This is a genomic window from Saccharicrinis carchari, assembly GCF_900182605.1.
Classification (GTDB): domain Bacteria; phylum Bacteroidota; class Bacteroidia; order Bacteroidales; family Marinilabiliaceae; genus Saccharicrinis; species Saccharicrinis carchari.
Genome location: NZ_FXTB01000009.1, coordinates 1 through 14,577 on the forward strand (window position 1 = coordinate 1; position 14,577 = coordinate 14,577).

12 protein-coding genes are annotated in these 14,577 nt (G+C 41.4%); 8 read left to right on the plus strand and 4 right to left on the minus strand.

Translation table 11 applies throughout. The features are described from left to right. The first annotated feature begins 351 nt into the window (after positions 1 to 351). The 6 genes from FN809_RS14240 (at position 352) to pheS (ending at position 5,631) form a co-directional block, all read left to right on the plus strand. Complete coding sequence (locus tag FN809_RS14240; RefSeq protein ID WP_142534208.1) at positions 352 to 948, plus strand: class I SAM-dependent methyltransferase; 597 nt, start codon at positions 352 to 354, stop codon at positions 946 to 948. Between the two features lie 48 nt (positions 949 to 996). Continuing rightward, positions 997 to 1,329: a hypothetical protein gene (locus tag FN809_RS14245; RefSeq protein ID WP_142534209.1), complete on the plus strand. Its 333-nt coding sequence runs from the start codon at positions 997 to 999 to the stop codon at positions 1,327 to 1,329. A gap of 71 nt (positions 1,330 to 1,400) precedes the next feature. Then, positions 1,401 to 2,270 (plus strand): peptidylprolyl isomerase, encoded by an 870-nt coding sequence (locus tag FN809_RS14250; RefSeq protein ID WP_142534210.1) that lies wholly within the window; start codon positions 1,401 to 1,403, stop codon positions 2,268 to 2,270. A gap of 13 nt (positions 2,271 to 2,283) precedes the next feature. Then, positions 2,284 to 3,078 carry a peptidylprolyl isomerase gene (locus tag FN809_RS14255; protein ID WP_142534211.1) on the plus strand — a complete coding sequence of 265 codons (795 nt, stop codon included), beginning with the start codon at positions 2,284 to 2,286 and terminating at the stop codon, positions 3,076 to 3,078. A 9-nt stretch (positions 3,079 to 3,087) separates the two neighbouring features. Further along, positions 3,088 to 4,386 (plus strand): peptidylprolyl isomerase, encoded by a 1,299-nt coding sequence (locus FN809_RS14260; RefSeq protein ID WP_142534212.1) that lies wholly within the window; start codon positions 3,088 to 3,090, stop codon positions 4,384 to 4,386. 225 nt (positions 4,387 to 4,611) lie between these two features. Further along, complete coding sequence (pheS, locus tag FN809_RS14265; protein WP_142534213.1) at positions 4,612 to 5,631, plus strand: phenylalanine--tRNA ligase subunit alpha; 1,020 nt, start codon at positions 4,612 to 4,614, stop codon at positions 5,629 to 5,631. 50 nt (positions 5,632 to 5,681) lie between these two features. Here the strand turns inward: pheS and pdxH are convergent, their stop codons facing one another. The 4 genes from pdxH to FN809_RS14285 form a co-directional block, all read right to left on the minus strand. After that, positions 5,682 to 6,314 carry a pyridoxamine 5'-phosphate oxidase gene (gene pdxH / locus FN809_RS14270; RefSeq protein ID WP_142534214.1) on the minus strand — a complete coding sequence of 211 codons (633 nt, stop codon included), beginning with the start codon at positions 6,312 to 6,314 and terminating at the stop codon, positions 5,682 to 5,684. 149 nt (positions 6,315 to 6,463) lie between these two features. Continuing rightward, positions 6,464 to 8,737: a patatin-like phospholipase family protein gene (locus FN809_RS14275; protein WP_142534215.1), complete on the minus strand. Its 2,274-nt coding sequence runs from the start codon at positions 8,735 to 8,737 to the stop codon at positions 6,464 to 6,466. A gap of 9 nt (positions 8,738 to 8,746) precedes the next feature. Next, complete coding sequence (locus FN809_RS14280) at positions 8,747 to 9,484, minus strand: TylF/MycF/NovP-related O-methyltransferase (protein WP_142534216.1); 738 nt, start codon at positions 9,482 to 9,484, stop codon at positions 8,747 to 8,749. A gap of 79 nt (positions 9,485 to 9,563) precedes the next feature. Then, positions 9,564 to 10,376, minus strand: a complete 813-nt coding sequence (locus tag FN809_RS14285; RefSeq protein ID WP_142534217.1) for a hypothetical protein — start codon at positions 10,374 to 10,376, stop codon at positions 9,564 to 9,566. A 37-nt stretch (positions 10,377 to 10,413) separates the two neighbouring features. On the opposite strand from FN809_RS14285, the gene FN809_RS17900 reads away from it, so the two are divergent. Both FN809_RS17900 and FN809_RS14295 read left to right on the plus strand, forming a co-directional pair. Beyond that, a complete protein-coding gene (locus FN809_RS17900) occupies positions 10,414 to 11,484 on the plus strand; it encodes a cupin domain-containing protein (protein ID WP_221929441.1) in 1,071 nt (356 codons plus the stop codon). A gap of 580 nt (positions 11,485 to 12,064) precedes the next feature. Next, positions 12,065 to 14,575, plus strand: a complete 2,511-nt coding sequence (locus FN809_RS14295; protein ID WP_142534218.1) for a YfhO family protein — start codon at positions 12,065 to 12,067, stop codon at positions 14,573 to 14,575. Positions 14,576 to 14,577 lie beyond the last annotated feature (2 nt).

Sequence of the window (14,577 nt, forward strand, 5' to 3'; positions counted from 1 at the left end):
CCGTGATTTTTCATCACGGGAGGTTCCCAGGTTCAAGTCCTGGAAGAGGAGCCATAAAAAAGAGATTGGATTTTTGTCCGGTCTCTTTTTTTGTGGTAAAGATCAAAAAACAGCATGTTGTAACCCGAAGGTGGCAACTAAAATGTTAAAACTTTGTTAAAAATAAAAAAATAAATCCTATATTAGCGCCGGAAAAAAAATAAATCCTTTTCCCTTAAATCTGAAAAAAATCCTTCATAAGAAAGACCCGATAACCCTGGGTCTTTTTTGTGTTTATTACTATCGCTTTATTACCGAATGAACCATTTAAGTAGCCTACTGGTTTATCTGCCTAACTAATTATCCAGTTTTATGAAATCATTTTGGAACGAGCGCTATGCCTCAGAAGAGTATATATATGGCACACAGCCCAATCCTCAGGTTAAATCATTTATAGATAGTATCCCTGCCGGAAGAATTCTGTTTCCGGGCGAGGGTGAGGGTCGAAATGCAATTTATGCCGCTATGCGAAATTGGGATGTGGTGGCCTTGGATCAAAGCAGCGTAGCTAAAAATAAAGCAAAAAAATTGGCCGCTAAGTATGGCGTAAGCTTTGAATATCTTTTAGGAGATATAACTGAAACCAACCTTCAGCCCCAATCTTTTGATGCTGTTGCACTCTCATTTTTTCATCTTCCCCCCCAGCTTAGAAAAGAAATACATACTTTTTTGGCCTCACTTGTAAAAGCCGGAGGGAGGTTGTTTGTTGTAGGTTTTTCAAAAGAACAAATACACTACAACAGTGGCGGACCGGGTAATATCGACATGCTTTATTCAACAAGTATGTTGGCTAATGATTTTGTTGATTTTAAAATTATACGTAATGTTGAGTTTATTTCACAATTAAATGAAGGAGATGGACATTATGGACCGGCATCGTTAATTGAATTTGAAGCGATAAAAATATAGGGCTTGGCAGAAAATGAAATATTAGTAATTTTGAATTAAATTATAATAATGGAATATAAAGACGAGAGTTGGGAAGAAATGCTTTTAAAGGTAAGCAAAAAGTTTAAGGTGTTGGCCGATTTTGATTTTCTGCTTTTCCTGATTGGGATACAGGAGAGAGGTACAGGATATATAAAATACTCGAAAGAGGAAAAAATGGATCTGATAAATCTGGGGCGCTGTGTTTTATTTCGGCACAAAGGGTTTTATGCCTCAAATGGTACTGACGAGGAAGGGTGGCCTACTTTTACCGTGCTTAAGCAATTAGAAGAATTAGCCCCTTCGGAAAGGGAAAGAATACTTAAACAGGCGATGATCGAATATTTCGACGATAAATTATAAGTATCCTTTAAGTTTAGTGTCGTCTCGTTTCTTAATCTTGATATACATAATCTTGACTTTAGTTTATACTTATGAAAAAAACCACCTCGTTCATATGGGCTTTTCTTTTTATGGCCATTGTTGCCTGTTCGTCTAAGTCGGGCGAGCCCATTGTGCGTATAAAAACCAATTACGGAAACCTGAAGCTAAAGCTTTACAACGAAACCCCTGTACATCGTGATAATTTTTTAAAGCTGGCGAAAGAAGGTTATTTTAACGGAACGCTGTTTCACCGAGTCATCAAAAATTTTATGATTCAGGGAGGCGACCCGGATTCTAAAAATGCGCAAGGTGGTGTGGCACTCGGTCAAGGCGGACCCGGCTATACTTTACCTGCAGAAATAGATTACCCAAAGTTTTTTCATAAGAAAGGGGCGCTGGCTGCAGCCCGCGAAGGAGATAGGCAAAATCCGGAAAGACGATCTTCGGGCTCGCAGTTTTACATTGTGCAGGGCGAGATAAGTAACGATTCCAAGTTAACCAAACTTGAGAACAAATTTAGGGAGGATAAAAAACGAGAAATATTTAACCAAGTGCTTGCACAATACGAAGATTCATTAAATACGCTTCAACAATTAGGCGACCAGGATAGCATGATGGATATGCAAAAGTTTGTGATGGGCGAGGTGCAGAAACAATACGCCGCACAGCCCGAATTTACTATGCCCGAAAGGGTAAAAGAAATATATAAAACGCGCGGTGGCACGCCGCATTTGGATGGTGGTTATACCGTTTTTGGTGAGGTAATAGAGGATAAAACCTTATTTGAACAAATAGCTTCATTGTTTGGCCGCCGTTATGGCCTGGAGGTGATAGAGCGGATTGCACAGGAACAAACTGATGGCCGCAACAGACCGTTGAAAGATGTGGTGATATTGGATGTAAAGGTAATCAGGGAGTAAAGTAGATTAGAGAATGAAAAAGTGCTTTGTTACAGCGATATTTGTATTTTGGACTTGCCTTGGCTATGCACAAAGTAAAAACGTAATTTTATCTACCACCTTGGGCGATATTAAAATTATGCTTTACGATGATACGCCTAAGCATAGAGATAGCTTTTTAAAGTTGGCCAAGGAAGGTCATTACGATGGTACCTTATTTTATCGGGTGGTAAAAGACTTTGTGATTCAGGGTGGATCGTCCGATTCTAAAAATGCAGCCCCCGGTAAACACATCGGTTACGGCAGTTCAAAATTAACCATCGATTCGGAGTTTCGCGAAAATAGGTTTCATAAAAAAGGAGCCATTTGTGCTCCACGCCAGCCCGAGGATATCAATCATTTTTTAATGTCGGACATTAGCCAGTTCTATATTGTGCAAGGCAGGGTTTATACCAATAAAGAGCTGGATTTGCTGGAGAAGGCTACCAATAATCCTATTATGATTAAATTAAAAAAAGAGTTTTACCTGCCGCATAAAGAAAAACTTAAAAAGCTAAAAGCGGACGACCCACACGAGTTTAACCGGCTACTGCGTGAGATAAAGGAAAAGATTGCCTTTGAGTACGCCTTATCTAACAAGTTGGAGTTTAGCCCGGAGCAACGTGAGGTTTATACTTCAATTGGTGGACTGCCCGAGCTCGACGGCGAGTACACTGTTTTTGGCGAGGTGATAAGCGGATTTAATGTAATGGAACAAATAGCAGCTTTAAAAACCGATAAAAACAACCGTCCTTTAAAAGATGTTAAGCTGGTGCTTAGGTTGCTGTAGCTTTGCCATATGAATAAATTAGGAATAATATTGTTAGTGAGCCTTATATTGGTTGGATGTAAATCCGGCCAGGAAAGAAAGGGTAGTACCAAGCCGGAGAATATCCGACCCAAAGGATCGTATCAGCGCAATATCAAAGGCATTGTACGCATTCAAACCTACGATCACTACAACCGCACGCTAAAAAAGGGATATGGATTTTACATTACCGCTAACCTACTGGTTACCCATCTCGATTTAATAAAAGGTGCTTTTAAAGCCAAAGCGGCCATTATCGGATCCGATAATTATAACGATGTGGCAGGCTATACCGCGTACAGTATTGATCAAAACTTAGTGATATTAAAAACGTGGAAGAAAAATCTAAATTATCTGGATATTGATAAGGCTATTAGAAGTATCCCCGACACAGTGGCAGGACTCTACCGCAAGCAAAAAAAAATGTATGCTCCAAAGGCAGCGGTAAAAAGGCTGGAGCAGGACTCTATTACCCATTACCTCCTGAGTCGGGAAATTTATAACGGTTTGCCTGCTTTTAATTATCTGCACCATCTGGTTGGTCTGGTACAAAGCATGGATACCGACACAGGTCGTGTTTCCGTTTTGATTCCTTCAGCTAACATTGCCGCACTGGCAAAAAATCAATTGGAGCAGCCGGCATCTATCTACGAACTTCGTAATAAATCCAATAAAGTTTATCCATCCTACAAAAGTATTGAGGCATTTAGGATAGTGACCAGCATGGGCAACATCACCATAAAACTGGATAATCGAACCCCCGTTTTCCGTGATAACTTTATAAAATTGGTGAGCGATCAGTTTTACGATAGCCTGCTGGTGCACAGGGTTATACACAATTTTTTGATTCAAACCGGTGCGGCCGACAGTAAATATGCGGATAAAGATGACATAGTTGGCTGGCAGGGGCCCGGTTACGATTTAAAAACAAATGTGGTGCCCGGATTATATCATAAGCGAGGTGCTGTAGCCGCATCAAAAATGCCGGCAGAGCGCAACCCCAGGAACCGATCCGATGGTTCGCAGTTTTATATTGTTTCCGGAAGACTTTTCACCTTGGACGAATTAAAAGATCTTGAAAAAGATAAAGGAATAAAGTTTACCCAACAACAAATAAACACTTATACCACGCTTGGGGGTGCACCACATCTCGACGGAGATTATACCGTATTTGGAGAGGTGATCGGAGGAATGGATGTGGTAGATAAAATTGCCGCCGCTAAAACCTATGCTGTTGATAGGCCGGTTGATGATATCAGAATATTAAAAATTGAGATGTTAAGAAAATAGGTTTTTAAAATTTTGGGCGGTCAATAGGGTATGCTTAAAAACCCCAAAGGAGTTGGCTGTGCATAAGCCCTGTATTTATCCGGGGCTTATGTAAAGGTTATCTCGTAGGGATCAAAGATTCTTACTCTGCACGGAAAAACTTATTTCATAAGTTAAATCCTACCAATCTTTTGATCCTTTTGATTAAATTTGCAGATTCTGGATAACGATAAAAAAAAGCTGATTATGCTCGATAAAATAAAAGCACTGCGCGAAGAGATACAACAATTGACCGCCCAAACAGCGGATGAGGCCGAACATCTGCGGATAAAATACCTCAGTAAAAAAGGCATCATACCCCAATTGTTTAACGATTTTAAAACAGTGCCCAACGAGCAGAAACGGGAAGTGGGTCAATTAATTAACGTGCTTAAAACGGAAGCCCACGATTTTATTGGGGCATTAAAGGAGCAGTTCGCCCATACCGATGTACGAGGTGCAGGATCCGACCTAACCCTTCCCGGAACCCTCATGAAGCTGGGCAGTCGTCATCCTTTATCGCTAGTGCGTAACGAGATAGTGGATATTTTTGCACGCTTGGGTTTCAATATTGCCGAAGGCCCCGAAATAGAGGATGATTTTCATGTTTTTACGGCACTCAACTTTCCCGAGGAACACCCGGCACGTGATATGCAAGACACCTTTTTTATCGAAAAAGATCCTGATGTGCTGTTACGAACGCATACCTCGTCGGTTCAGGTGCGGGTGATGGAAAATACACAACCCCCCATCCGCTCTATTTTTCCGGGTCGTGTGTTCCGCAACGAGGCTATATCCGCGCGTGCTCATTGTATATTTCATCAGGTAGAAGGTTTGTATATCGATGAAAATGTATCTTTTGCTGACCTAAGGCAGACCTTGCTTTATTTTGCTAAAGAAATGTTTGGTGAAAAAACGCAGATACGATTACGACCATCTTATTTCCCTTTTACCGAGCCATCCGCCGAAATGGATATTTCGTGCAGCTTATGCGGGGGTAAGGGTTGTAACGTTTGTAAATACACGGGATGGGTCGAGATTTTGGGTTGCGGCATGGTAGATCCACATGTTTTGGACTACTCCAATATAGACAGTGAAAAATATACCGGCTTTGCATTTGGCATGGGCATTGAACGGATTACCATGCTTAAATATCAGATAAAGGACATTAGATTATTTTTTGAAAACGATGTGCGTTTTCTGGAACAGTTTAAAGCAAATATTTAATTTAAGACTACCGAGGGTTATACTGCAAGCGAAACCCTCGGCTTTGGAATTTAAGGTGCCAATCGTTCCCGTACCCAATCTTTCCCGCTTAATCTGTACCTGATTCTATCGTGCAAGCGGCTGGCTCGTCCTTGCCAAAACTCTATTTCGTTGGGCAACAATGCATATCCACCCCAATGTTTAGGTCGTTGGATAAGCCCTTTTTTGGCTTCCTCCAACAGTTCCTTTAATTCATCCCTACTTTCAATTACCTGGCTTTGTGGCGAAGCGATGGCCCCGATACGGCTATCCAGCGGACGCGAATCAAAATAGGCGTTGCTATCGGAGATGGATACTTTAGATACCGTGCCCGTTATACGTACCTGCCGCTCTAATAAAGGCCAAAAAAAATTGAGCGTAGCATGATGATTATGCGCCAAGTCCTTTCCTTTATGGCTGTCGTAATTGGTGTAAAACCAAAAGCCGGTGTTATCGTCCAGTTTTTTTAGTAGTACGATTCGTGCAGAGGGTATGGCATCGGGCGAAACTGTGCAGAGAGTCATGGCGGTTGGTTCGGGCTGTTCGCTTTCGATGGCCTCATTGAGCCATAGCCTAAACTGATGCACGGGATTCTCAACAACTGTGTCCTCGCTTAGTTCCTTTTGGGTAAAATCTTTTCTGATATTTGATAAGTCTTTATTCATTTTAAAAAATAGTGAGACAGTTTTATAATAGAGCTTTTAATACAGTGCCGGGTAGACGCAATCAAGCCTCCACATTTTATGATGTTTTGCTATAGCTATTTTTCAATAACGGTTTGCATACGTAATGAACATGGAATCCATCCAAAAGTTTAAAACGGAAAGCCTGCCGTAAAAAACCATCGGCCTTTGTGATGTAAGTTCGATCTGCCATATCCGAATTCGATAGGGCCTACAATAGAATTGTGCGTAAGCAACAGGTTACCTCCAAAAACCACTTGGTTGGCAGCAATTCCTCTTCCGGGAGCAAAACTCAGGTGTTCAAATTTAGTTTCGTAGTCCATGGCGCCACCCGAGAGATGAATAAATAGTTTGTTGAATACCTGATAACGTAAATGCAACTGTGCCATCACAAACTGTTGAGCACTTACTTCTTTGGGTATCATTCCTGGGAAAGGGATGTCTAATGTACGGGCTGTAGATTTTAAACCCCCAATGTTAAAATACTGGGCGTTGCCCAGGTTTTCCGTTGCACCACCAGCCGAAAGAAAGTAGGATAAACTAATTTTTGAATGAGCCGGTAGATAATGCTCCCACGTGAGTTTGGCTTTTAAATATTTTTCGCGTGGTATGTTTACAAGGTCGTTTAACAATACCAAGGCACTATCCGATCCGGTATAAATGGTGCCAAAGCCCAAGGGGTATGCCAGGTCAATGTCGAGCTCGCTACCGCTGTTAATAAAAAACGGTTTGTCGAAGGAATTTTTATTGTAATTAAAGTTAAGTCCCCACCAATGGTTGCCAATCCGGCTGACATCGTCGGTTAATAAATCCAATAGGCCACGGCCCGAATTACCTATCTGCCGTTTATAAAACACACCTCCTTGCACAATCTGTTTGGTATTGGGCGTGTAGAGTATACCTGCTTCCGAAATTAAGTTATTTTGATTAAAACCACCCAGGCTGCTGCCGTCGTTGCCAAAAAGAGGAATTGAATTAAATTCCCAGGTTGTTTTAAGGTAATTACCCACCAGCTGATTATTGCCCCGGTAATCGATAAACTCACCCTTAAAAATGGGGTACTCTGATAGGTTAAGACTCAGGGATAAGTTGGATCCTTTGATAATTGTATTTCGGAAGGCTACATTAAAAATGGCAGCTACTTTATAGCTGTTATCGTAATGAACCGCAAAATTATATTTACTTCTGTATGATTCTGTGGGTAATAGCGTAAGCACATATCCGCGTTCGCCCTGGCTGAGCAAATAACTGACATTCTGGAAGTATCGCGTACCCACTAAACGGTGCAGTGCCTCGTTTATTTGTGCTTTAGTATATAGCTTTCCGGCTTCCAATCCCGATTTACCCAATACAAAACTTTTATCTAAGTGTTTTAACTCCCCCACATGAATATCTTCAATGTAAACTTCTTTTAAAAACTTGGTTTCAACTTTCTTTTTTTGAGGATAGAGCGATAGGAATTCTGATAGGGAGGCCAGTTCATCGTATCTTTCGCGTGCGGCTATTTCGCCTTGATCTATGATAGCAGCACCATCGTAAAAGCTGGCCGAACTGTACTTGCTTAGGTCGGGCGCAATAAGTATATCTGTGTCGTCTAACGCTTTCTGCGATTCGTAGTTGCTCCTAATCATGGCCGAACCCATTAAAATATCACTTATTGACTGAAAGTCGTCGATGCTGGGTTTATGTCGAAAGCCCACATTAACTGTAATAACAATATCGGCACCCATGTCGCGACAGGCCTGCACGGGTATATTATTTAACACTCCGCCATCTACCAAAAGCATGGAATTGAACCTAACAGGCGAAAAGATGGTTGGTATGGCCATGCTGGCCCTCATGGCGGTTACTAAGCTACCGGAGGAAAACACGTAGGGTTGGCCGGTAACTAAGTCAGAAGCTACACAACGGAACGGTATTTCAAAATCGTCGAAATTATCTTTCCCCACTACATGCCAGGTGAGCCAATTCATTTCCTCCATAATCCCTTGTCCTACCACCATGGCCTCGGGAAGTAAGGGGCCGTTTTTCGTTAGATCGAACTGAAAGAGGAAGCGGTTATATTTGTGCTTCTCCTCGGGTACTACTTTCGATAGCGGTATCCTGTCGCTCAGCATGCTGCTCCAATCCATCTGGCGTAATATCGAATCTAATTGAGCCGCAGAATACCCCACGGCATATAATCCGCCCATAATACTTCCCATGCTGGTACCCGCAATGTAATCGGGTCTGATGTTTAATTCTTCCAACACTTTAAGAACACCAATGTGTGCCATGCCTTTGGCACCCCCGCCACTAAGTACTAAACCAATTTTCGGACGGTGTTCGTTGCTGCTTGGTGATTGTGCCACACCTTTAGTATAGGCAAACAGCAGTAGTAGAACAAAAGCATAAGTTTTAATCATGGTGTTGTGTTATGTTTTATTTTTAGTTAACAGCACCGATCCATACATGTCGATGAGCTCTACAAACTGCTCAGGTACCGTTAATTCAAATTCGTTTACAGCCTTACGCACGCCTTCCCAGTTGTGGTTGTAATCGTGCACCAAAATGGAACCACCGGGTGCCAGACGAGGATAAAAAAACTGCAGGCCATCCAGCGTTGATTGATACAAGTCGGCATCCAGGTGCACAAAGGCAAATTTTTCGTTCCCGATACCTTTTGCCGTTTCGGGAAAAATACCTTTAAAAATTTTAACCTTGTGGTTACCTTTTATATAGTTCTCTACCTGCTTTTGGCTTGTGTGCTCAAAATTAACCGTATGCGGACGCACAGTGCCGTCGCAGTCTTCGCGTATGACCTGTGCAGGTAGCCCTGAAAAACTGTCAAATAGGTAAAGCACTCGTTCGGGCAGCATATGATGCACAAGTTTGGCAGTATGACCTTTATATACGCCCACCTCGGCCAACTGTCCGGGAATGTTTTTGTTAATAATGCCCTGTAATACAAACCAGATACTATAAAAACGGTTCCGGTCTTTAAATTTTCGTTCCATCCGCTTTATTGTGGTAGGCACCTTTTTCTTTTTGCACATCTCTAACCATTGGTATGGTTTAAAAACCTTAAATGTCCAGAAGCTCCAGAAATAGCTGATAGCCAGCCATGCCACAATATTAACAAGGAGGAGGTTGATATATAGAATAATATTCATGAAGCGGTATTATTAAAGGATGAATTTACAATATTAAGACGCAATGGTCAATAGAGAAATAATTTTGGAATCAATATTATTAAAACAATTTATCCGATTTACCCTGGTACTTTTCGAGAATAGTTTGGTTTTCCTTTTTCCGCATTTTGTTTGCTTTTTGTTCCGGCGTATGCTTTAGTCCAAATTCGAGGGCTACCCCTAAAAGCAGCGTGCCGGAAGTATAGTTGTTGTTTCTAACTTTACTTAACCGTTGATGGGTATGGGCCGACAAAAAGTAAGGGACTGTATTTGCGCCAACAAAAACTCTGGCTCCTGTATTGTCCCCCAAAAAATCTCCATAAAAATTAAAACCCAACTTCCACTCCACATACATCTTACCATCGCTAAGTGTTTGCGAAGTGATGCGCTCATTCGCATTGCTGTATTGGTTCAAATCGCTTGTGTTACGGGCATAGCCTGCTTCAAATGAGGTATACATAGCGGTGTGACTGTTAACTTTATTGAGGGCCAAGGAACTATTAATGGCCAGAAAAACCTGAGCCCCCGAAAACCTGCTGTATTTGTAACTTATGTCGTTCATCTCAAAATTAAAATCATCATTGTCTAATGAAGCCAAGTAATACTTAAATCCGGCATCTATGTCGAAACGGTAAAATGGTTTATACTTTACATAGGCTCCTAATGTAAAGTTTTTATCGTTGGACATTTCGCCCATAAGCCCCTGGATATTAAGTCCCCAACGTATATCAGGCATTGTCATTTCGTAAGTTTCAAAATCGTTCTGTTTTGGCTCAAGTGTTTTTTTTATGGATTCAACATTGGCCTCCTGCGCATACATGGTAAGTGAGATAAGCATGCCGGCCAAAAGGAGTCGTAATTTGTATAGGTTCATCTGTTTTTATCGCTATTTTTGTTCAAAAATAATAAATATGCTCAATGTTTTAATTGTTTACGCAGTTCAGGAAGAAAGGGTGCAGCTTACCATGCCCCGATGTAAATTTCATTATTGCCGTACGGGAGTAGGTAAGGTGGCGGCAGCTATCGCTGTAGAGCAGGCCATTGCCACTCATCAGCCCGATGTGGTTATTAATATTGGCACGGCCGGGGCTATTCATTACAAAATAGGTTCGGTGCATTTATGTCAGAAATTTGTGGATAGGGACATGGAGAAACTGAATAATTTTGGGGTTCCGTTTGAAGAGGATTTTACCGATGAAGTGCGTAAGTGTGGTTTTTTTAAAAATTGGGTGTTCGAGAGCGTTTGCAATACCGGCGACACCTTTTTAACCACTGCCGATGGTACCGGCGATGTATTCGACATGGAATCTTTTGCGGTGGCAAGAGTGTGCCGTATGAACAATGTACCGTTTGTGGGTGTAAAATGCGTTACCGATATCATAGGGCAAAATTCCATTCAGCATTGGGAAGAAAAACTGGCCGAAGCACAAGCCATTCTGCAACAGTTTGTAAATGATAATCCGCTTCTGGTGCCCGACGATCATATTACCCGGGAGGCCAGACAAATCATCCATCAGCTAAAAATGAACAAACATCCTGAAGGAGGATGGTTTAAAGAAGTATATAAATCGGATATCGTTTTAAAAAAGGAAGGCTTACCCGGGACTTTCGATTCGGATAGAAGTGCCTTAACTTCTATCTATTATCTCCTGGCAGGGGAAAGGTTCTCGGCCTTTCATAAAATTAAATCACCCGAAGTATGGTATTTTCACCGCGGTATGCCTTTGATTATTCATATGATTGATCCTAAAGGGTGTTATAGCCATGTGGAACTCTCGGAGCGTATTAACGGCCATTTGCAATATACTGTTGAACCCCATACCTGGTTTGCTGCCGAGGTTAAAGAAGGCTTGGGTTATTCGTTGGTAAGCTGTGCTGTGGCGCCCGGCTTCGATTTTGCCGACTTTGAACTGGGGCAGACCAAGAAGCTGCTTGCGCTATTCCCTATGCACAAAGAACTTATTTCAAGGTTTAGTATTTAAATTCCTAAGATTTTAAAAGTGAATGATTGGGGTGTATTGGCAGATGTGTTTTAAATTAAAGCATGGTAGTGTGCTTTGATAATCCTTTAAAATGGGGAATAAATTGTACGTTCAAAGATAATATTGGGATGGCTTTAATGTTATCTTATTAGATGTAGTGTTTAAGGACTGTATATTTGTTAGGAGCAAGTCCATTTCTCATCGTTTTTTTTCTTCTACTTTACTTACACTAAAAAAGGAGCGCCCCCATTGGAAACACTCCTTTAAACTTAACTCTAATCTATGAAAAAAAACTCAAAACCTTTCTTTTTTTTTAGGTTAAAATAATCGGAGTACCAGATGATACCCCGATTATTCAACTTAAACCCTAACCTAATCTATGAAAAAAAAACTTAAACGTTCTTTGGCAAAAGAAATGCAATGTCTGTGCCATAAAATCCTATTGCCAGTGGATTAACAAAGATTAACACCCAATACCTTTTTATCTATTCGGATTAGCCGCTACGTTCATCTTGTATTTTACTCTTTTGCAAGGTATCCCCTTTTTGTCTATTTTTAGCCCGCAAAAAAACGTAACACCATGATTGACAAAATAAAATCATCCTTGCCCTATATCGGAACCGTTTTATTATTTGTTGTATTGAGTTTCGCCTATTTTAGCCCTGTGCTAAAAAACAAAACACTGCTTCAAATGGACAACAGTCATGCCATTGGCATGGCACAGGAGCTGGAATCTTTTGAGAAAGAAACAGGCGAAACCTCGCAATGGACCAATAGTGCCTTTAGTGGCATGCCTGCGTACCAGATAAAAGGCGACAGTTCAAAAAATATTTTTTCGTATATCAATAGAGTGATGCGTCTGGCCTTGCCTTATCATACCGTGGCCATTCTGTTTTTGTATTTGCTGGGTTTCTATATCTTTTTACTGAGCCTTAAGATGGACTGGCGTTTTGCCCTTATTGGTGCCCTGGCCTTTGGCTTTGGCTCCTATAATTTGATAATTATTGTGGCCGGCCACATTACCAAAGCCTATACCATAGCATTGATGGCACCTGTTATTGGCGGCATACTTTATACCTACAACCGTAATGTGTGGATGGGAGGGATATTTACAACCGTAGCGGTGGGTTTACAGATTGCCTATAATCACGTTCAGGTTACCTATTATTTAGCCTTGTTGATATTGGTGCTGATAACTTCCAGATTTGTTTACGCCATTCTACACAAAACCATACAGCACTTCATTAAGGCTTCGTTGGTGCTTCTGGGGGCAGCATTGTTGGCCGTTCTACCAAATATAACCAACCTATGGACAACCTACGAATACGGTAAATACAGTATTCGCGGTAAATCAGAATTAAGCAATTACGAAGGTGCAGCCGAACACAGTGGTTTAGATAAAGATTATGCCCTTGCCTGGAGCCTGGAGCCACAAGGTTCCTGGACCTTGTTGATTCCCAATGCAGTTGGCGGCGCATCCGAGGCAATTGCCAACAATCCTTCAGCATTAGCCGAAGTTGAGGACAGGTTTAAAGAAACGGTGGGTGGACAAAGCCAATACTGGGGAGGACGCCCGTTTACCTCAGGGCCCGTTTATGCTGGGGCAGTGGTCTGTTTTTTATTTATGCTGGGCATGTTTTTTTATGGTGGACCGGATAAATGGTGGCTTGTGGCTGGAACGGTATTATCGCTATTGCTGTCTTGGGGAAAGCATTTTATGCCGTTCACCGATTTTATGTTTTACAATTTCCCGCTCTACAACAAGTTTCGTACGGTTGAAATGGCCATGCTAATCGCATCCTTTACTATCCCAACCCTGGGTTTATTGGGGCTTCGAGAAGTGTACAAAAAACCGCAGCTGATACGTGAAGCCAGCTGGAAATTTTTTGCGGCCTTTGGGCTGACAGGTGGCATAAGTTTACTATTTTACCTTTTCCCTGCTGTTTTCTTTAACTTTATTAGCGACATGGAACTGAGTTCCATTTTGCAGCAAAAACAGCAAGCCATGCAAGAGAACGCTGCCCAGGCAGGGCAAATTTCCTCCTATTTTGATGGGATTGTATACAACTTAAAAGTAGCCAGAGCTACTTTGTTTAAAATGGATGCTTTCAGATCTTTTGCATTTATACTCATCGCATCGGCATCGGTTTGGTTTTTCGCTACTAACAAACTCTCAGGCAAGTACCTTATTTGGGGATTGGGTTTGTTAATATTGGTTGACCATTGGGGGGTGGATAAAAGATATTTAAATAACGAACATTTCGAAAGTAAAAGAAATGTGGGTCGTGAATTTGCATTAAGTGAGTCGGATAAGGCGATCAATTCATTAAAGCAGGATGGCGACCGCGTATTTACTATTTATCGCGATCCGTTTAAGGAAGTAAGCACATCCTACCATCACGAATCTATTGGTGGATACCATGGTGCCAAGCTGCGCCGTTACCAGGATTTGATTGATAAATATTTAATGAATGATTTGCAAATCCTGATCGGGACATTACAAAGCCAGAGCAGCGAGCAGGAACTGCAAAACAGCTTAGCAAACATGAGCGTGTTAAATATGCTTAACGCCCGCTTTGTAGTATACAGCCCCAAGGCTGCACCTATAATAAACCATAGTGCTTTTGGCGACGCGTGGTTTGTAAAAGGCATATACCCTGTTGATGCACCTGATGGTGCCATCGATGCATTGAGCTATGTGCCTTTAAAGGATAAAGCAGTAGTTAATATTTCCGAATTTGACCAGTTAAAAGATTACAAGTTAGATGATGTATCCGGATCGTTAGAGCTAAAAAGTTATAAGCCAAATCAACTATTATATGATTACTCAATAGAGCAGGAGCAACTGGCTGTGTTTTCGCAAATATATTATCCCAAAGGATGGAATGCCTATGTGGATGGCGAAAAGGTAGCTATTTATCGCACCAACTATATTTTACGTGCAGTAATGCTACCGCAGGGTGAACACACCCTGGAGTTTAGGTTTGAGCCTTCATCGTACAGGGTGGGTCAATTAATTTCACTTATTAGTTCCTTGTTAATATTGGCATTGATAGGATGGGCAGCTTTAAAACTGTTAAAAAAGAAGTAAGT

What these genes read in the sequence shown, in the direction of transcription:
- FN809_RS14240 (WP_142534208.1), top strand. Translation starts at nt 352, where the DNA reads ATGAAATCATTTTGGAACGAGCGCTATGCCTCAGAAGAGTATATATAT.
- FN809_RS14245 (WP_142534209.1), top strand. Translation starts at nt 997, where the DNA reads ATGGAATATAAAGACGAGAGTTGGGAAGAAATGCTTTTAAAGGTAAGC.
- FN809_RS14250 (WP_142534210.1), top strand. Translation starts at nt 1,401, where the DNA reads ATGAAAAAAACCACCTCGTTCATATGGGCTTTTCTTTTTATGGCCATT.
- FN809_RS14255 (WP_142534211.1), top strand. Translation starts at nt 2,284, where the DNA reads ATGAAAAAGTGCTTTGTTACAGCGATATTTGTATTTTGGACTTGCCTT.
- FN809_RS14260 (WP_142534212.1), top strand. Translation starts at nt 3,088, where the DNA reads ATGAATAAATTAGGAATAATATTGTTAGTGAGCCTTATATTGGTTGGA.
- pheS (WP_142534213.1), top strand. Translation starts at nt 4,612, where the DNA reads ATGCTCGATAAAATAAAAGCACTGCGCGAAGAGATACAACAATTGACC.
- pdxH (WP_142534214.1), bottom strand. Translation starts at nt 6,314, where the DNA reads ATGAATAAAGACTTATCAAATATCAGAAAAGATTTTACCCAAAAGGAA.
- FN809_RS14275 (WP_142534215.1), bottom strand. Translation starts at nt 8,737, where the DNA reads ATGATTAAAACTTATGCTTTTGTTCTACTACTGCTGTTTGCCTATACT.
- FN809_RS14280 (WP_142534216.1), bottom strand. Translation starts at nt 9,484, where the DNA reads ATGAATATTATTCTATATATCAACCTCCTCCTTGTTAATATTGTGGCA.
- FN809_RS14285 (WP_142534217.1), bottom strand. Translation starts at nt 10,376, where the DNA reads ATGAACCTATACAAATTACGACTCCTTTTGGCCGGCATGCTTATCTCA.
- FN809_RS17900 (WP_221929441.1), top strand. Translation starts at nt 10,414, where the DNA reads ATGCTCAATGTTTTAATTGTTTACGCAGTTCAGGAAGAAAGGGTGCAG.
- FN809_RS14295 (WP_142534218.1), top strand. Translation starts at nt 12,065, where the DNA reads ATGATTGACAAAATAAAATCATCCTTGCCCTATATCGGAACCGTTTTA.